At 39.8% G+C, this 17561-nt stretch carries 16 protein-coding genes, 8 tRNA genes and 2 rRNA genes (1 of these 26 cut by a window edge); 20 read left to right on the forward strand and 6 right to left on the reverse strand.

Translation table 11 applies throughout. The features are described from left to right. From NY10_RS09235 to NY10_RS09295, 13 genes are all read left to right on the forward strand, one after another. Positions 1 to 869, forward strand: a 23S ribosomal RNA gene (locus NY10_RS09235); it begins 2051 nt to the left of the window's first position. A gap of 92 nt (positions 870 to 961) precedes the next feature. After that, positions 962 to 1077: ribosomal RNA gene (gene rrf / locus NY10_RS09240) — 5S ribosomal RNA — on the forward strand. Between the two features lie 29 nt (positions 1078 to 1106). After that, positions 1107 to 1182 (forward strand) — tRNA-Val (locus NY10_RS09245). Position 1183: 1 nt separating this feature from the next. Continuing rightward, positions 1184 to 1256 (forward strand) — tRNA-Lys (locus tag NY10_RS09250). A 38-nt stretch (positions 1257 to 1294) separates the two neighbouring features. Then, positions 1295 to 1379: transfer RNA gene (locus tag NY10_RS09255), tRNA-Leu, on the forward strand. A 21-nt stretch (positions 1380 to 1400) separates the two neighbouring features. Beyond that, positions 1401 to 1476: transfer RNA gene (locus tag NY10_RS09260), tRNA-Thr, on the forward strand. 3 nt (positions 1477 to 1479) lie between these two features. Continuing rightward, a tRNA-Gly gene (locus tag NY10_RS09265) sits at positions 1480 to 1551 on the forward strand. A 52-nt stretch (positions 1552 to 1603) separates the two neighbouring features. Continuing rightward, positions 1604 to 1692, forward strand: a tRNA-Leu gene (locus tag NY10_RS09270). A gap of 7 nt (positions 1693 to 1699) precedes the next feature. After that, positions 1700 to 1773: transfer RNA gene (locus tag NY10_RS09275), tRNA-Arg, on the forward strand. 29 nt (positions 1774 to 1802) lie between these two features. Further along, a tRNA-Pro gene (locus tag NY10_RS09280) sits at positions 1803 to 1876 on the forward strand. A 320-nt stretch (positions 1877 to 2196) separates the two neighbouring features. Then, the gene (locus tag NY10_RS09285; RefSeq protein WP_058919692.1) at positions 2197 to 2664 is read left to right on the forward strand and encodes a CtsR family transcriptional regulator; all 468 of its coding nucleotides are present in this window, start codon (positions 2197 to 2199) and stop codon (positions 2662 to 2664) included. 19 nt (positions 2665 to 2683) lie between these two features. Next, entirely contained in the window at positions 2684 to 5182 is a 2499-nt protein-coding gene (locus NY10_RS09290) for an ATP-dependent Clp protease ATP-binding subunit (RefSeq protein WP_058919693.1), read from the forward strand. Positions 5183 to 5317: 135 nt separating this feature from the next. Then, entirely contained in the window at positions 5318 to 5722 is a 405-nt protein-coding gene (locus NY10_RS09295) for a hypothetical protein (protein WP_058919694.1), read from the forward strand. A 42-nt stretch (positions 5723 to 5764) separates the two neighbouring features. On the opposite strand, the gene NY10_RS09300 is transcribed toward NY10_RS09295, so the two are convergent. Beyond that, entirely contained in the window at positions 5765 to 6628 is an 864-nt protein-coding gene (locus NY10_RS09300; RefSeq protein WP_058919695.1) for a helix-turn-helix domain-containing protein, read from the reverse strand. A 120-nt stretch (positions 6629 to 6748) separates the two neighbouring features. On the opposite strand from NY10_RS09300, the gene tadA reads away from it, so the two are divergent. Beyond that, positions 6749 to 7291, forward strand: a complete 543-nt coding sequence (tadA, locus tag NY10_RS09305) for a tRNA adenosine(34) deaminase TadA (RefSeq protein ID WP_058919696.1) — start codon at positions 6749 to 6751, stop codon at positions 7289 to 7291. A 36-nt stretch (positions 7292 to 7327) separates the two neighbouring features. On the opposite strand, the gene proC is transcribed toward tadA, so the two are convergent. Continuing rightward, entirely contained in the window at positions 7328 to 8140 is an 813-nt protein-coding gene (gene proC, locus NY10_RS09310; protein ID WP_058919697.1) for a pyrroline-5-carboxylate reductase, read from the reverse strand. A 236-nt stretch (positions 8141 to 8376) separates the two neighbouring features. Here proC and NY10_RS09315 point away from each other — a divergent pair, with 236 nt between their 5' ends. The 5 genes from NY10_RS09315 (at position 8377) to guaC (ending at position 12591) form a co-directional block, all read left to right on the forward strand. Further along, positions 8377 to 8904, forward strand: coding sequence for a Chromate resistance protein ChrB (locus NY10_RS09315; protein ID WP_156413287.1), 528 nt, complete (start codon positions 8377 to 8379; stop codon positions 8902 to 8904). 30 nt (positions 8905 to 8934) lie between these two features. Continuing rightward, complete coding sequence (locus tag NY10_RS09320; RefSeq protein ID WP_197409008.1) at positions 8935 to 9831, forward strand: cation diffusion facilitator family transporter; 897 nt, start codon at positions 8935 to 8937, stop codon at positions 9829 to 9831. A gap of 124 nt (positions 9832 to 9955) precedes the next feature. After that, the gene (locus NY10_RS09325; RefSeq protein ID WP_058919699.1) at positions 9956 to 10507 is read left to right on the forward strand and encodes a GNAT family N-acetyltransferase; all 552 of its coding nucleotides are present in this window, start codon (positions 9956 to 9958) and stop codon (positions 10505 to 10507) included. A 105-nt stretch (positions 10508 to 10612) separates the two neighbouring features. After that, positions 10613 to 11293, forward strand: a complete 681-nt coding sequence (locus tag NY10_RS09330; protein ID WP_058919700.1) for a PepSY domain-containing protein — start codon at positions 10613 to 10615, stop codon at positions 11291 to 11293. A gap of 323 nt (positions 11294 to 11616) precedes the next feature. Further along, a complete protein-coding gene (guaC, locus tag NY10_RS09335; RefSeq protein WP_058919701.1) occupies positions 11617 to 12591 on the forward strand; it encodes a GMP reductase in 975 nt (324 codons plus the stop codon). 199 nt (positions 12592 to 12790) lie between these two features. On the opposite strand, the gene NY10_RS09340 is transcribed toward guaC, so the two are convergent. Genes NY10_RS09340 through NY10_RS09355 form a run of 4 tightly spaced genes read right to left on the reverse strand, consistent with a single transcriptional unit; the run spans position 12791 to position 15974 of the window. Continuing rightward, positions 12791 to 14050 (reverse strand): hypothetical protein, encoded by a 1260-nt coding sequence (locus NY10_RS09340; RefSeq protein ID WP_058919702.1) that lies wholly within the window; start codon positions 14048 to 14050, stop codon positions 12791 to 12793. A 16-nt stretch (positions 14051 to 14066) separates the two neighbouring features. Then, positions 14067 to 14900, reverse strand: a complete 834-nt coding sequence (locus NY10_RS09345) for a hypothetical protein (protein WP_058919703.1) — start codon at positions 14898 to 14900, stop codon at positions 14067 to 14069. Continuing rightward, positions 14897 to 15586 (reverse strand): ABC transporter ATP-binding protein, encoded by a 690-nt coding sequence (locus NY10_RS09350; RefSeq protein WP_058919704.1) that lies wholly within the window; start codon positions 15584 to 15586, stop codon positions 14897 to 14899. Before NY10_RS09350 ends, NY10_RS09345 begins: the two co-directional genes overlap by 4 nt. Before the next feature lie 10 nt (positions 15587 to 15596). Continuing rightward, the gene (locus NY10_RS09355; RefSeq protein WP_058919705.1) at positions 15597 to 15974 is read right to left on the reverse strand and encodes a GntR family transcriptional regulator; all 378 of its coding nucleotides are present in this window, start codon (positions 15972 to 15974) and stop codon (positions 15597 to 15599) included. Positions 15975 to 16228: 254 nt separating this feature from the next. Between NY10_RS09355 and cypC the strand changes: the two genes are divergently transcribed. Then, positions 16229 to 17485, forward strand: a complete 1257-nt coding sequence (gene cypC / locus NY10_RS09360; RefSeq protein ID WP_058919706.1) for a CYP152 family fatty-acid peroxygenase CypC — start codon at positions 16229 to 16231, stop codon at positions 17483 to 17485. Positions 17486 to 17561: the final 76 nt, after the last annotated feature.

Below are 17561 nucleotides of genomic sequence, written 5' to 3' on the forward strand. Positions count from 1 at the left end.
AGATGCAGGTTACCCGCGACAGGACGGAAAGACCCCATGGAGCTTTACTGCAGTTTGATATTGAGTGTTTGTACAGCTTGTACAGGATAGGTAGGAGCCGATGAAACCAGGACGCTAGTCTTGGTGGAGGCGTTGGTGGGATACTACCCTTGCTGTATGACCACTCTAACCCACAGCCATGATCTGGCTGGGAGACAGTGTCTGACGGGCAGTTTGACTGGGGCGGTCGCCTCCTAAAGAGTAACGGAGGCGCCCAAAGGTTCCCTCAGAATGGTTGGAAATCATTCGTAGAGTGTAAAGGCAGAAGGGAGCTTGACTGCGAGACCTACAAGTCGAGCAGGGACGAAAGTCGGGCTTAGTGATCCGGTGGTTCCGCATGGAAGGGCCATCGCTCAACGGATAAAAGCTACCCTGGGGATAACAGGCTTATCTCCCCCAAGAGTCCACATCGACGGGGAGGTTTGGCACCTCGATGTCGGCTCATCGCATCCTGGGGCTGTAGTCGGTCCCAAGGGTTGGGCTGTTCGCCCATTAAAGCGGTACGCGAGCTGGGTTCAGAACGTCGTGAGACAGTTCGGTCCCTATCCGTCGCGGGCGCAGGAAATTTGAGAGGAGCTGTCCTTAGTACGAGAGGACCGGGATGGACACACCGCTGGTGTACCAGTTGTTCTGCCAAGAGCATCGCTGGGTAGCTATGTGTGGACGGGATAAACGCTGAAAGCATCTAAGCGTGAAGCCCCCCTCAAGATGAGATTTCCCATCACGTAAGTGAGTAAGACCCCTGAGAGATGATCAGGTAGATAGGTTGGAAGTGGAAGTACAGCGATGTATGGAGCGGACCAATACTAATCGGTCGAGGACTTAACCAATTTTTTAAACGGTGTCTTGGTTTCGACACGATGTTGCAAGAGAAAAACACTATCCAGTTTTGAGAGAACACCGTTCTCTTGATGAAAAAATGTGCGGTGGTGACGGCAAGAAGGTCACACCTGTTCCCATGCCGAACACAGCAGTTAAGCTTCTTAGCGCCGATGGTAGTGAAGGGTTTCCCTTTGTGAGAGTAGGACGCTGCCGCGCATTGATTCATTAAATTTAATTTATCCCATGGAGGTTTAGCTCAGCTGGGAGAGCATCTGCCTTACAAGCAGAGGGTCAGCGGTTCGATCCCGTTAACCTCCACCATGAGTCATTAGCTCAGTTGGTAGAGCATCTGACTTTTAATCAGAGGGTCGCAGGTTCGAATCCTGCATGACTCATAACTAAACATCTATGATGGATAGTTATGCTACGCTTAGCGGGTGTGGCGGAATTGGCAGACGCACTAGATTTAGGATCTAGCGTCGAGAGACGTGGGGGTTCAAGTCCCTTCACCCGCACCATTTATTCTTTTTACTGTATTAGCCGGCTTAGCTCAGTTGGTAGAGCATCTGATTTGTAATCAGAGGGTCGAGGGTTCAACTCCTTTAGCCGGCACCATTTGCGGAAGTAGTTCAGTGGTAGAACGCCACCTTGCCAAGGTGGAGGTCGCGGGTTCGAACCCCGTCTTCCGCTTACTAGACCAACTAGTAAGCAAGATTTGAAAAAATCATTGCTTGTTCTAAATGCCGGGGTGGCGGAACAGGTAGACGCACAGGACTTAAAATCCTGCGGTGAGTGATCACCGTGCCGGTTCGATTCCGGCCCTCGGCACCATTATTCAGCACCCATAGCTCAATTGGATAGAGTACCTGACTACGAATCAGGCGGTTAGAGGTTCGACTCCTCTTGGGTGCATTTTTCAAAACTAACATTGAAGAACATTACGGGAAGTAGCTCAGCTTGGTAGAGCACTTGGTTTGGGACCAAGGGGTCGCAGGTTCGAATCCTGTCTTCCCGATAAAAGAATAAAATACAAAAATAATCACTTATTTCATTAGTGGTTATTTTTTTATTTGGTTAGAATTAAATAGTTTTTAAGGCAAATGAGACTGTGTGGCTTTTCAAATGGCTTATTTTCTCGTATAATGAAAGTCAGGATTAGTCAAGGATTAGTCTGATTGGTTGACGCTGTTCTAGAGGAAAAAAGGAACGAGCGATTAAGTCTAGTGTTAAGACAAAAAGAAAAGGAGTGTTACTGAGAGAACACCGTTGCATTGTGTGGTAAAAATAGGTAATATACATACCATACATCTTCATTGTTTCAGTAACGAATAGCACATGAATAATCAAAATATGTCGGATATCATTGAAGCTTATTTGAAGAAAGTACTTGGAACGGATGAGCAAGTCGAAATTAGGCGTAGTGAAATGGCAAATCGATTTAATTGTGTTCCTTCTCAAATTAACTATGTCATCAACACACGTTTTACTGTTCAACAAGGTTATTTGGTTGAGAGCAAACGTGGCGGCGGCGGGTATATTCGAATTATAAAAGTAAAGTTGTTAGATGAAGCAGAAATGTTGGATATGCTGATTGATGTGGTTGGAGATAAGATTTCTCAAAGGAACGCTTTTTCAATCGTAGAAACGTTATACGAAGACAATATGATAGCTAAACGAGAAGCCGATTTAATGTTATCAGCGATGGAGAAATCGGTTTTATCTTTAGACTCAAAACTGGAACATGAATTACGGGCACGCATTTTAATAGCATTTTTAAACAATTTAAAATATGAACAGTCTTAAAAGACGGAGGTAATAAAATATGAATGAATTATTTTCAGAAAAAGCAAAAATGGTTCTAATGTTAGCACAGGAAGAAGCTAAAGGATTCCGTCATCATTCTGTCGGGACAGAGCACATCTTGTTGGGCCTTATGGTTGAACAAGATGGAATTGCGGGCCAAACACTTCGTCAATTTTCTGTAACGGAAAAAGACGTAAGAGAAGAAATAGAACATTTCACGGGTTATGGAACCATGAAATATGTTTCGAAAAACGCCGTCTTGCCTTATTCGCCTCGAGCTAAACAAGCAATCACATTAGCTACAGACGAAGCAAGACGAATGGGAGCTCCTTTAGTAGGAACGGAACATTTGCTATTAGGTCTATTAAGAGAAGAAGATATCTTATCGTCTAAAATTTTGACTAATTTAGATATTAGTTTGAACAAAACCCGTCAAATTCTTTTGAAAAAAATGGGGATCTCAGATGTGACAAATGGCAAAGGCAGACGTCCAAAGGCAGCTTCTAAACCCGTAGCAGGAACGCCGACACTTGATTCATTAGCAAGAGATTTAACGGCTAACGCTCGTGCTGGTAAAATGGATCCTATCGTTGGACGTAAGACAGAAATCCAACGCATTATTCAAATCTTAAGCCGTCGAACAAAAAACAATCCTGTCTTAATCGGAGAACCTGGTGTAGGTAAAACAGCCATTGCAGAAGGATTGGCTCAAAAAATCGTTACCGGTGAAGTGCCTCAAACGTTAGCCAATAAACGCTTGATGATGCTGGATATGGGTTCATTAGTTGCGGGCACTAAATACCGCGGCGAGTTTGAAGAACGCATGAAAAAAATTATCGATGAAATTTATCAAGATGGAGAAGTGATTCTTTTTATTGATGAATTGCATACGTTGATTGGTGCTGGCGGAGCTGAGGGAGCAATCGATGCTTCCAATATCCTGAAACCTGCTTTAGCACGGGGAGAGCTGCAAACGATTGGTGCGACTACTTTAGACGAATACCAAAAGTATATTGAAAAAGATGCAGCACTCGAACGTCGTTTTTCACCTATCCGTGTTGATCAACCGACTCCAGACGAAACAGAAGAAATATTGTTAGGTCTGCGTTCGCGTTATGAAGAACACCACAATGTTGAAATAACAGAAGAAGCGATTCATGCAGCTGTTCAATTGTCTTCGCGTTATATTACTTCTAGACAACTGCCCGATAAAGCTCTGGATTTGATCGACGAATCAGCAGCTAAAGTGCGTTTAGATGTCTCAGATAAACCCACTCTTTTAGCTGTTGCTATTACTGAATTGGATGAATTGGTCCAAGAAAAAGAAACCGCGATCCAATTGCAAGATTTTGAAAAAGCTGCCAAAGTTCGAGTGAAAGAAATGCGCCAACGGAAAAAAATTGAAGACTTGCTGCTCAAACAAGAAAAACAATCTACTGCTGCTTCTCAATTGCAAGTGACGGCGCTCGACATTGCTGAAGTAGTGTCGCTCTGGACTGGAATACCTGTCCAACAAATGGAGCAAAAAGAAACCGATCGATTATTGAGATTGGAAAAAGTGCTGCACAATCGTGTGATTGGTCAAGAAGAAGCTGTCAGTGCAGTCGCTAGAGCCATTAGACGTGCCAGAAGCGGGTTGAAAGATCCAAATCGCCCAATTGGGTCCTTTATGTTCTTAGGACCTACAGGAGTAGGTAAAACAGAGTTGGCTAAAACATTAGCAGATGCGATGTTTGGTAGTGAAGATGCCTTGATTCGTGTCGATATGTCTGAATTTATGGAAAAATACAGCACCAGCCGCTTGATTGGTTCTCCTCCAGGGTATGTAGGTTACGATGAAGGCGGACAATTAACTGAAAAAATTCGTCAAAAACCTTATTCAGTCATTTTATTTGATGAAGTTGAAAAGGCACATCCAGACGTTTTCAATATTCTTTTGCAAGTGTTGGATGATGGGCATTTAACGGATTCTAAAGGCCGTAAAGTGGATTTCAAAAACACCATTATGATCATGACTTCCAATCTTGGGGCAACAGCTTTACGAGATGAAAAGTCGGTTGGTTTTAGTGCTGTTGATGCTAGAAAAGATCATAAGACGATGGAAAAACGCATCAAAGAAGAATTGAAAAACACATTCAAACCAGAGTTTATTAACCGTTTGGATGAAATCATTGTCTTCCATTCACTTGAAAAACCTGAATTGAATAAAATCGTTAAGTTGATGGGACAAGTGATTGTCAAACGCTTGGAAGAAATGGACATTCATGTCAAAATTACTCAAGCTGCCATCGATGTTATCGCTAAAGCTGGTTTTGATCCTGAATACGGTGCACGTCCATTACGTCGTGCAATTCAAAAAGAAATTGAAGACCGCTTAAGCGAAGAATTGCTAAGCGGCAATGTAAAAATTGGTGATCATGTAACGATCGGGGCTGCTAAAGGCAAAATCCGTATCACTGTCAAAGGCGCTGAAACAAAAGAAAAAATTGCCCTTTCCGGAGATAAAGAAAAAGCTTGATTTAGTGAGTTTATCCAATAAATAATGATTAAAACGCCTAATGCAGTTCCATCGCATTAGGCGTTTTTGTTCGTGTTTTTTTCCAGTTTCTGCTATGATTGGTTCACAGATATAACTGAAAGGAATGTGAGTAGTATGAAAAATTCAACACGTAATTTACTTATTGGCTTAGGCACAACTGTGGCGGTGGGAGCATTCATTCTATCTTCATCCGATAAAACTATGGCGAAACTAGAAGCGTGCATCAACCGTAAAAAAGCTAAAACCTTTGTTAAAGATAAGTTGAAAGGCAACGAAAAAGCATTAGATGTTGTTGAAAAATTATCAGATGACGAAATAACTAATTTACTCAAAGTGGTTGATAAAGTCACTGATTTAAAAGGTCAAGTGGGCACGTATAGCAATCATTTGAAAGATGCAACAAGTGAATTCAAAGATATGCTGATGGACAAAAAAGACATGCTGGCAGATAAAAAAGATATGGTAGTCGATAAAACAGAAGATGTAGCTGGCGACATTAAAGATAAAATCAAAAAATAAAAGACAGCAAAAAACAGACCTGCGTATCAGGTCTGTTTTTTCTTACAACAGTAACAAATAACACAATAATAAGTCATTCATATCACGCAAAGACAAGCCGCTAAGTTCGTAAAAGCGGTCTATCCGGTATTGGAGTGTATTGCGGTGAACATACAAAGATTTGGCAGCTAAGCTGATATTCCCTTGACTATGCCACATAGCTAACACCAATTCTTTCCACTCTGGTTGGCCAATAAATTTTTTCTTCAACGCTTGCATCAACGGACTTTTTTCTAATGCTTCAGCTGTATAGTAATTTAAAGCAACAGTCGGCAGCGAAAAGAGTGCGGAGGTCTTGTTTTTCTGTTTGTTGAAAATGATTTGTTCTTCCATAATGATGCTGCGGAAATCCGAATTGAACGGCCAAAACTGTCCGATGTAACAAATCGTTTTGATTGAGAAGTCATCATCAAGGGTCTGAATGATAGCAGACAATTCTTCGACTGTTAATTTTCCAGCTGATTCGCTTTGGATCAACAAGCCAGCAGTCTCGTCAATAAAAAAAGCTTCATCAACGCTTTCAAACATACTTTTAAAAGCTTTAAGCCATGTTTTTTGGTCAAATTGCTGGTCTTTTTTTAAAAGGGCAAATTGAATCACACGGAAATCACCGGTTTTCTCTGGCAACTCATTTCGTTCTCCAAGTAAAAAAGCATACCAATCAGATTGTTTAGCGGCATGCTGGAGGGGAGCTTGCTCTGGTTTAAACATTAGCTGAAGCAAATCGAGTTCTCGGTTCGTTTTGGTAGCGGCATTGAATTGAATCCATTGGTCTTTAAAAGGAAACGAAACGGTTACATTTGTATTTTTAGGTTCATGAACTAATTGAGCTTCTGGATAGATTTGTTTAATTTGATCAAACTTCAAAAAATCACCTCTTTGAGATAGAGACTATTGATCTCTTCTAACTCCATTCTAACATTCTTTTTCAGATTTTGGGACAGTTTATGATATGATGGGACCAAGAAACGATGAAGGAATGAATGTATGTTAACGACAGAAGAAAAAGAATGTTTTATGCGTGAAGCAATTAAAGAAGCAAAGAAAGCTGGAGCTAAATTAGAAGTGCCGATTGGGGCTGTTGTGGTTTTAAATGGAGAAATTATTGGTCGGGGGCACAATCGGCGGGAAGAAAGCCATGATGCAACAACTCACGCTGAGATGTTGGCCATTCAAGAAGCTAATCAAACGGTAAAAAATTGGCGTTTAGAAGATGCTCAACTGTTCGTGACGCTTGAGCCTTGCCCCATGTGCAGTGGAGCAATGATTTTATCACGTGTCAAAGAATTGTATTACGGTGCTCCAGATCCTAAAGGAGGAACCGCGGGTACATTAATGAATTTATTAGCAGATGAACGCTTCAATCATCAAGTTGAAATTGAAAAAGCTATTTTAGAACAAGAATGCGGAGCGTTACTGACAGATTTTTTTAAAGCTTTGCGTCAACGTAAAAAAGCCGAAAAAGCTGCACGTAAAGCAGCAGCTTTGCAAGAATCGACAGATGGAACAGACAAGGAAAAAGAAGGGTAAACAGCCAGTTGAGGCCGTCTATCCTTCTTTTCATTTTTAACCCTGCATTAGCTCTTGGTCTTTTGCGATGGTCGCATCAACCCCTTTAATGACAGTTGAAATAAATTTTTCATCTTCTAAAGCAACAATGCCGGCGACTGTTGTGCCGCCTGGTGAACAAACTTGGTCAATCAAGTTCCAAGGAGATTGGTCGCTTTCTAAGATCATCTTGGCACTACCTAAGACAGCTTGTGCTGCAATTTTCGTAGCAAGGTCTTTTGGCATTCCATTTTTGACTGCTCCGCGAGCTAAAGAATCAATAAAGAGGAATGCATACGCAGGTGAGCTGCCGGCAATAGCAGTGAATGTGCTGAAGTCTTTTTCTTCCAATTCAACGGCTTCACCGATAGCTTTGAACATATCAAGAATAAAGGTGACCTGCTCAGCAGAAGCAGCAGCATTGCCGCACACCGCTGTCATTCCCTCGCCAATCATAGAATTGAGATTCGGCATTGCCCGGATAATCGGGTTTTTCGATTTTTCCCCAAGAAGATTTGCCAGCTGTTCAAGAGTCGTGCCGGCAGCAATCGATACGATCAATGGGTCATGTTGTTGGATCGTAGAACTTAGAGCCGGCAAGATAGCAGGAAGAGTGGTTGGTTTGGTAGCCAAAACGACCACATCAACTGATTTGATCAATTCTTCGTTAGAGGCACAGGCAATCGTATGCGTTTCAGCAGTAAAAGCGGCTAATTTATCACTGGTGCGATTTGTGACATAGATATCTTCACTTTTTGTATGTCCTTGTTGGATCATCCCTTTGATAATGGCACTGGCCATATTTCCTATTCCAATAAATCCTACTTTCATAACGAAACACTCCATTCTTTAGATACACTTAACTGATGTAGTTTTATTTTACCATAAAATAGAAAGCCGAAAGCTAGGCGTTCTTTTTCGGTAAATGCCCATGAATAAGTTCTACCCTATAAACCTTCCTCTTGTAACGACTGTTACAAGATGTTAGAATGAAGCTCGTGTTGCAAAAAAAGATGTAACGGTTGTTACGAATTATCTATCGAAATACGACAAAAAGGATGAGAACTGTGAAGTGGTTAATGATGAGCTATACTTTACCAAGCGAACCTTCGCGTTACCGTGTAGCTGCGTGGCGCAAGTTGAAGCGATATGGTGCGGTTAATTTACAACAATCTCTATGGATTTTACCAGATACAAATGAAGCTAATCGCGTATTGGAGAAATTATCTCAAGAAATTCAGGCTAATGGAGGCGAAAGCTTTTTAGTCAGCTCAGAATTTTTAGGAAAAGAACAGGAACAAGCGGTTATTGGACAGTTTAATCAAATGCGCGAAGAAGAGTACCTTGAATTGATTCGTGAATGTGAAAATTATTTACAAGAAGTCAGAAGAGAAATAAAAAACGAAAAATTTATTTTTGCTGAATTAGAAGAAGAAGAACATGAATTTGAAAAATTGGTTTCTTGGTATGAAAAAATTGTTTTGCGCGATCGTTTTACTGCTCCAAGTCAAAAAAAAGCCCATGAATTGGTCGAAAAAAGTCGGGAGATACTTGAGACGTTCAGTCAATTGGTCTTTATTCGGAATGAAAAATAAAGAAATATATAACAGTTAAAGGGGTCAATGATCATGCAAGAGCGTTATGAAGAACTGAAAAGAGCAGAAAAAGGGGCGATTTTAAGTATCGTCGTATACATTGTTTTGTCGGTAGCTAAAATTTTTATTGGAATGACCTATCAATCAGCAGCTTTAAAAGCAGATGGACTGAACAATATGACCGATGCCGTTTCTTCTGTAGCGGTGTTGATTGGTTTACGTTTAGCCAGAAGACCAGCGGATGACAACCATCCTTATGGGCACTGGAAAGCGGAGACGATTGCCAGCTTGGTAACTTCTTTTGTGATGCTTTTAGTAGGGATTCAAGTATTTTACTCTAGTTTTAGCCGAATTTTTGAAGGAGAGATCATAGCGCCGGATAAGATTGCGGGAATTACTGGGTTAGTTGCTGCATTTGTCATGTTAGGCGTTTATATTTATAATTTAAGATTAGCGCGAGGAATCAACAGCGAAGGATTGAAAGCTGTCGCAAAAGACAACCTCAGCGATGCTTTGACTAGTTTAGGCACTGCTGTAGCCATTTTTGGATCGATGTTGGGTTTTGTTTGGTTAGATGGGTTGATGGCTATTATCGTTGCGATCATTATATTAAAAACCGGTATCGAAATTTTTCGAGATAGTGCTTTTTCTCTTTCTGACGGATTTGATACTGAAAAATTGGAAGCTTATAAAACGAGTATCCTCGAATTGCCGAATGTTCTTTTCGTTGATTCGATCAAAGCACGTAAATATGGTGCCAATACCTATGTTGATGTAACGATTTTGGTCAAAGCGACGTTGACTGTTCACGAAGGGCATCAAATTACCGAAAATGTTGAACGTGTATTAAAAGACAACTATGGTGTGATCGACATTGATGTACACGTGGAACCAGCTTCGCCTACCGCAGAGAAAAAAACTCCTTAATTCCAACCGCAAAGAGAAGCAGCGATCCGTTGGAAAAAATCAGTTGAAATTTAGCACTAAGTTCGTTACGATTAAACTCGTGAATTAAGCAGCATTAAAAATGGACGGAAAAGAGGAATAGCCTATGGAAAGTACCCTTTATTTATTGATCAAGCACAATCGTTTAGAAAGTGAGCGCATTATTCTGCGGCCGGTTTCAATTGAGGATGCTGAAGATATGTACGAATACGCATCTGATGAAGAGACAACACGGTTTGTTTTTGACACCCATCAAAATTTAGAAGCGACAAAAAATGTGATTGCGGAATATTTCGCCAAAGATCCAATTGGAAAATACGCATTGGTATTGAAAGAAAACAATAAAATGGTTGGAACGATTGATTTGCGTGTTGATATGACACATAAAAAAGCGGAATTGGGCTATACCTTAAATAAAAAATTCTGGGGAAACGGGTATATAACCGAAGCAGCAAACTTGCTGCTGGAATTAGGGTTTAACATCATTGGGTTAGAACGCATCTACGCGATGTACGATTCTAAAAATAAAGCTTCCGGTAGAGTGATGGAACGTTTAGGCATGACCCGAGAAGGCGTCTTGCGCAAAAATCGATTGGTGAGAAACGAGTTTTCCGATGATGTCTGTTATTCCATTTTGAAAGAAGAGTACATGAAGTAAAAAGTATGTTGCTGCTTTGGAAAACTAAACAAGCCTTTTGCTTTAATCTCTCTGTTCTTTCATTTATGATCAGGATAGAGGAATAAAGGAAAGGAAGAGGATAATATGTTACAACATACGAGTAAGAAACTCTTGGTCGGATTAGTGACGGTAACATCCGCAACAGTCTTAGCAGCTTGTGGGGCAAACGAAACGACGCCGAATCCAGCACCGGAAGAGTCCGTTTCTTCATCAACTACTACGCCGGAAGTGAGCAGCGAGTCATCAGCAGATCAAGCGAGTGAGAGCAGTTCAGCTGTTTCTTCCGATGAATCTCAAAACACAAACGATGAGGCATCTTCTCAAGGAATCGAAAATCAAGACTACAAAGTCAGTTTAGAACAGGCTATTGATATTTATAATGAAACATATCCGGATACTACGATCAAATCCATTAGTTTTGATTTAGATGATGGCTACTATCAATATGAAGTTGAAGGGTTCAATCAAAGCGAAGAAATGGAACTGAATATCGATGCAATGTCTGGAGATATTTTAGAAAAAGAAAGAGAAACTGAAAACACTCAGAATAAGACAGAGCTTGATTTAACCAATCTGATATCGCCTCAAGAAGCAATGACTGCGGCGCTTAAGGAAATAGGCAGCGGCTACGTTGAAGAATGGGAATTGGAAACCAAACTTGAGAAAACTTATTATGAAGTAGAAGTAGAAAATATTGAAAATGGCGATCATGATGTTGATGTTTACGTTGATGCTAAAACAGGAGACATTATTGATAAAGACTGATTGTTTAAGAATGGTAGTGAAAAAGCAGCTGTTTTCCAGAAAAGTATTCTGGGAAATGGCTGTTTTTTTGTTGTTCTAAAAAAACGGGAAAAACAGGTCTGTTTTCATTAGATATCGAACGACCGATCGGTTTTTAATCAGAAAGTTCCCTTTTATCCCTTTTTATGCTTAATTCTTTTGACAAATAACGCCATTTGCGGTAAATTGGTTAGTGGACGAACTATGAAACTGGAAATATGAATTAATGTTCGTTTGTAAGCGGCGGTTGAAAGAGAAAACTGCAAAAATAAGATAAAAACGAAGAGAAAGAGGTTTTAAAGCCCATGAAAGTTTTTGATTATGAAGATATCCAATTGATTCCCAATAAAAGTATTGTCCAAAGCCGATCTGAATGTGACACTAGCGTAGTGTTCGGCAGCCGAACATTTAAATTGCCAGTTGTACCGGCGAATATGCAAACAGTAATGGATGAAAGTTTAGCTATCTGGTTTGCAGAGAATGATTACTTCTATGTGATGCACCGTTTCGAAGAAGAAAAACGGAAGCCGTTTATTGAAGATATGCACAAAAGAGGCTTATATGCCTCGATCAGTGTCGGCGTTAAAGCGGATGAATACACTTTTATCAAAGAATTAGCTGAAAAAAGCCTTATACCGGAATACATTACGATCGATATCGCTCATGGACATTCCAACCAAGTGATTGAGATGATTCGTCACATAAAAACACACTTACCGGAAACATTCTTAATAGCTGGAAACGTTGGAACACCTGAAGCCGTTCGTGAATTAGAAAATGCCGGTGCCGATGCAACAAAAGTGGGAATCGGACCTGGAAAAGTTTGTATCACAAAATTGAAAACAGGTTTTGGAACGGGCGGCTGGCAATTGGCTGCGCTTCGCTGGTGTTCAAAAGCGGCTCGGAAACCGATTATTGCTGATGGCGGTATCCGCGACCATGGAGACATTGCTAAATCCATTCGTTTTGGTGCATCAATGGTCATGATGGGTTCGATTTTCTCAGGACATGAACAATCGCCAGGAGAAACGCTTGAAATTGATGGGAAAACGTTTAAAGAATACTATGGCAGTGCCTCAGAATTTCAAAAAGGCGAGCGGAAAAATGTTGAAGGCAAAAAAATCATGGTAGAACACAAAGGCGATATCTCAGAGACGTTACTAGAAATAAAACAAGACTTACAGTCTTCTATTTCATACGCTGGCGGAAATGATCTGGAATCCCTGCGTAAAGTTGATTATGTCATTGTTAAAAATTCTATTTTTAATGGCGACCGTTAATAAAATGCAAAAAGAGGTTGGGACAAAAGTCCCAACCTCTTTTGCATATCCGAATATTTATTCTAGAACGTGTTCCAAAAAGCAGACCCGACGTCCACTTCACGAATAATGCTCGATGGTCTGTGACCATACTGCGCTTATTCGTTCCAGTGATTCGGGTCTAAACGCTTTTTGTCTCACTCCCTTTTTTTATGCAGTTTTAGTTGATGATACCGTCATAAATGTTCAAACCGTCAGTTGATTTTTGAGTAGAACCCTTAGCTTTTTCAATTATTCCTTCGTACAAAATAGTGTTGCTGTCTAAGTCATAAACAGTCAGCTCTTTTTCGGTCTGAGAACCTTTAGTAGGAGTTGCTAGATAGAGCTTAGCATCCACGATGTCTAGCCACTCACGATTAGAACTGCTGCCAGCAGGCAACTCTAATGTATAAACAGTGTTTTTAGCGACATCGTTAACGGATACAGCATAAACAGTTATTGCATCATCCGTCAAATCGTACAAGTAAAGAGTAGTCCCATCAATCAAGGCCATTGTATTTTCTGGGTTGAGTTCTGCTGGTACAGCTAGTTTATGAGTTGTATTGGTTTTAAGGTTATAGATACAGAATTCAGAACCTAAGTATTCAGGATAATAATCTGGATCTGCTGCTGCCTTTTCTTCATCAAAAGGCGCATTGTAATGTGCTTCAAAAACCAACTCATTTTCAACGTGAGCAGCTTGTGAGTTATCGGTAAGCATCCTAACCATATTGTTTTGATTGCCAGATGATAATTCGGATTCAAATGAAAGTACATCTTCTTTCGTTACTTTTTGGTTTCCTAAGTCCAAATGATAGATATGAAATTCCTCTAATTTATCTGTTAAAAAATTATTTTCAGTTACGATTTTTAATGCACTGTCGATGATTTGTACTTTTTGAATTGACAAATAATTCTCTGCTCCTGTAACTGGAATATCAATAGCATAAGACGTTGTTTCTTTTGAATTTTTGTTCAAAATCTGGATATCGAAAACGGCTTTTTTAGCAGAAGTGTGTAAGCTGGATTCATCGATAGCAACATAGGCTAAAAAGATATCGTCTTCAAAGAAATTATGGGAATCTAAGTATTTACCGCGCATAAACTGCTTGTATTCTTTTTGCAAAGATTGCAGCTGAGGATCTGAAGAATTCGCTGATAATTTTTCAAAGTAAGATTGCTGGTTCTCGTAATGGGTTTCTCTGTTCGTAAGTGTAAGTGGTTCTTGTGTATATGAAAAGGTACTCTCGTTAGTCTTAATTAGCACAGGTGTATAACTAGCATTAAGGGTTAAATCGTTCAATTCTGCTGAATCGCCTTTAACCGTTTTAAAAGTAAACTCTGGGTATTGGTCTTTTGTAAAGACTGGTTGAAGATAAAAGACAGCGATGGCTAAGATAGCAATCAAACTAATTGCCATTAACTTCCAATAACGTTTCATTTTGTAGCCTCCCTCATTAGACTGTGACTTTCTTGTTTAATAAATAATGACTGATCCAGATGCTAATCCCAATAAGGATGGTTCCTAAAACAACTGAAAGGGTAAAGTGCTCAATGGGATAGAGATAATCATGGTGCAAAAATGCCTCAATAAGATAAGGTGAAAAGAAAAAAATCACAGCAGCTATTCCAAATAAACCGCCTAAGAAAATTCCTTTAAAATGAAAACTTCTTTCAAATAAAATGATGGTAAAAGCTACTGTTAAAAATAGCACTCCTAATCCATAATTAATCAAAAATTGACTAAATGAACTAGGGAGAATTAGCTCTAAAAATTCTGAAAAGGCAATACTGTCTCTGATAGATAAATCTATTCTGAGCTCACTTGGAACCAGCCATTTGATCAGTGTATTTTCAATTGGCAATAAAATCAGCTGAGTAGCAACTAGTCCTAAAACCATCAAAAAAATTGCAGAAAGTTTGGAGAAAAATAAATTTATTCGTGCAGTGGGCAGCATCAATAACCGATAGATGAATGTATTTTTTCCGAACCAATCACGGTACCAGATAAAGAAACTATAAAACAGCAAAGCCGCCGCAGCTAAAGCAATAGGAATCAAAAACCAGCCGCTTGACACCAAGTTCATGAGACTCATAGGCTGATTGTATTCGAAAAATTGATCTAATGGGATCGAGTCTTTATGGATAGCTGTATTTGCAAGACTAACAAATTTTTTTGATCTCACGATTGTACCTGTGATTTGCGAAACGATCGTTAAACCAATTAAAACAAGATAAAGATTTATAAATCGATTCAATTCAAAGTTCAATAATTTTAAGTAATTTTTCATCTAATGTAAACCTCCCGCATCACGTCGACGACGGATTTTCCTTCTGTCTCACGGACTTCTTCAGCATTAAATTCTTTAACGACGACTCCATCATCCAACAAAATAGCTTTATCAATCAAATGTTCGATATCATTAATTTCATGAGTCGTGATGATCACACCGCGGTCTTCAACTAAATGGCTAGTAAAAACCTCTGCAATTTGTTCTCGACTGAAAATATCGATTCCCGAAAAAGGTTCATCCATTAAAAGGTAATCGACATCTAAGGCTAAACCGAGCAGCAAGTTGACTTTGGCAGTGTTTCCTTTAGAAAGGTCAGCGATTTTTTCTTTTTCTTGAAGTTTAAAAAAGCACAGCAATTCGATAGCGCGTGAGTGATTCCAAGTTACATAAAAATCCCGCATGAACTGCATCGCTTGCCCAATAGTCATTTGAGAGACCATAGCAATGGTCTCAGGAATAAAGGTGATTTTTTGATAACTGTCTTTAGTGATTTTCTTTCCGTCAATTAAAATTTCGCCACTGTTAAGAGGGGTTAAATTCATGATGGCATTCATGATCGTCGTTTTTCCAGCACCATTGATGCCGATCAAACAAGTGATCTCGCCTTTGTTAGCGGTGAAAGACAAACCTTTCAATACTTTAGTACGGCCAAATTTTTTTGTGATTTCTTTTACCTCGATCATATGGATCCTCCTATTCTTGATGATTGTTTTCAGTATATTTATCTTCTAATAATTCGATGATTTCATTCAAAGGCACATTTATCGGTTCGATAGCGGTGATAAATGTGTCAACAGCGCCTGCAATCAATTCTTTGCGCACATTTTTTAAAACGGTTGTATTTTCTGTGACTTTACTTGGCAGATTTCCTTCAGTATAAATCAATCCAGCGGCCTCCATTTCTTTATAGGCTCGTTGTGCTGTATTGGGGTTGATCTTCAGTTGATTGGCTAACTCTCGCCGCGAGAGAATCTCTTGACCGGGTTTCAGCTGTCCAATAGCTATCTGTTCTTTAAAGTAGCGCACAACTTGCAAATAGACCGGATCCCGCTTATTAAGATTTATATTCATAGCAGCTCTCCTATCGTTTTATTGTACTAGGCGCTTAATACACTCGCTGTAAAAAAATGTATTAAGGGGTTAATACTGTTGTCTCGTGTATTATAGTGTTAATACACGAAGTGTGTCAAGCATTATTTTAGCCGACAATCGTTTTGCTTGTAATCGTAATAGTTGAATCCACAAGAGTGGTTTCGTATACTGACCCTGTAACGAGGAATTTTAAGTATATAAAATTAAAAGTAGAACTTGAAGGAGTGGAACGAATGGATGAACAGTCAATGCCTCATGAAAAAGGGTTAGATAATACAGTGCATGTTTTAAAAGAAGGGTATCGCTATATTTTGAACAGACGAAAAAGTTTTCAATCGGATGTTTTCGAAACCCGTTTATTAGGCCAAAAAGCGTTCTGTATAGGTGGAGAAGCAGCAGCTGAACTCTTTTATGATACGACTAAGTTTAAAAGAGCAGGCGCCGCACCAAAAAGAGTGCAAAAAACGTTGTTTGGCGAAACAGGCGTTCAAACATTGGACGGCGAAGAGCATTTGCACCGCAAAGAAATGTTTATGTCTTTAATGTCTCCCGAAAAATTAGATAAGATGGATAAAATCTTGAAAAAGCAGTGGGAAGCAACGGCAGAAAAGTGGGCAGAGCAAGATGAAATCGTGCTGTACCATGAAGCTCAAGAAGTATTGTTTCGCACAGCTTGTGAATGGGCTGGTGTTCCTTTTGAAGAAAGAGAAGTTGCAGAATTAGCAGCAGATCTAGGCAAGATGATCGAAACACCTGCTGAAATTGGGCCAGCACATTGGATAGGACGGCATGACCGCAACCAAACTGAAAAATGGATGGAAAACCTGATCGAACAAGTTCGCGATAAAAAATTGTCTCCTCCTGAAGGTACAGCTTTAGCGGTCTTTTCATGGCACCAAGATTTGGAAGGAAATCTATTAGATGCCAATACGGCCGCGGTAGAGGTATTAAATATTATCAGACCGATTGTCGCGATTGCGATCTACATTAACTTTACGGCATTGGCTGTCCATGAATACCCGGCAGCAAAAGAAAAATTAGCTGCTGGTGATCCAAAACAACTGCAAGCATTTGTTCAAGAGGTACGACGATTTTACCCGTTTTTTCCTTTCCAAGGAGCGATCGTAAAAAAAGATTTTACTTGGCAAGGCTATGAATTTGAAGAAGGGACCTTAACGATTCTTGATATTTACGGAACAAACCATGATCCGGTCCTTTGGAAAAACCCTGAAGTATTTGATCCTGAACGATTTATGGACTGGAAAGAAAGTCCCTTTTCGTTTATTCCACAAGGAGGCGGCGACTTTTTAGGTGGACACCGTTGCGCCGGAGAGTGGTTGACGATCAAAGTGATGAATACTTGTTTAGACTATTTAGCCAACCGCATGGAATACGAGGTGCCTCAACAAGACTTAAGCTATAGTCTAGATAAAATGCCGAGTATTCCTCATAGTGAAATGATTTTGAAAAATATCCGCATGAAAAACTAATTCAAAAAGAAAAATTATGAAATGAAAACAGAGTAGAAAATGGAATCTTCCAATTTCTGCTCTGTTTTTAGTGTTT

Origin of the sequence: Carnobacterium sp. CP1 (assembly GCF_001483965.1) — a bacterium.
GTDB classification, from domain to species: domain Bacteria; phylum Bacillota; class Bacilli; order Lactobacillales; family Carnobacteriaceae; genus Carnobacterium_A; species Carnobacterium_A antarcticum.

Coding starts and splice junctions, on each gene's coding strand:
- tadA (WP_058919696.1), top strand. CDS start 6,749: ATGTTAACGACAGAAGAAAAAGAATGTTTTATGCGTGAAGCAATTAAA.
- NY10_RS09340 (WP_058919702.1), bottom strand. CDS start 14,050: ATGAAACGTTATTGGAAGTTAATGGCAATTAGTTTGATTGCTATCTTA.
- proC (WP_058919697.1), bottom strand. CDS start 8,140: ATGAAAGTAGGATTTATTGGAATAGGAAATATGGCCAGTGCCATTATC.
- NY10_RS09325 (WP_058919699.1), top strand. CDS start 9,956: ATGGAAAGTACCCTTTATTTATTGATCAAGCACAATCGTTTAGAAAGT.
- NY10_RS09350 (WP_058919704.1), bottom strand. CDS start 15,586: ATGATCGAGGTAAAAGAAATCACAAAAAAATTTGGCCGTACTAAAGTA.
- NY10_RS09295 (WP_058919694.1), top strand. CDS start 5,318: ATGAAAAATTCAACACGTAATTTACTTATTGGCTTAGGCACAACTGTG.
- NY10_RS09355 (WP_058919705.1), bottom strand. CDS start 15,974: ATGAATATAAATCTTAATAAGCGGGATCCGGTCTATTTGCAAGTTGTG.
- NY10_RS09290 (WP_058919693.1), top strand. CDS start 2,684: ATGAATGAATTATTTTCAGAAAAAGCAAAAATGGTTCTAATGTTAGCA.
- cypC (WP_058919706.1), top strand. CDS start 16,229: ATGGATGAACAGTCAATGCCTCATGAAAAAGGGTTAGATAATACAGTG.
- NY10_RS09345 (WP_058919703.1), bottom strand. CDS start 14,900: ATGAAAAATTACTTAAAATTATTGAACTTTGAATTGAATCGATTTATA.
- guaC (WP_058919701.1), top strand. CDS start 11,617: ATGAAAGTTTTTGATTATGAAGATATCCAATTGATTCCCAATAAAAGT.
- NY10_RS09285 (WP_058919692.1), top strand. CDS start 2,197: ATGAATAATCAAAATATGTCGGATATCATTGAAGCTTATTTGAAGAAA.
- NY10_RS09330 (WP_058919700.1), top strand. CDS start 10,613: ATGTTACAACATACGAGTAAGAAACTCTTGGTCGGATTAGTGACGGTA.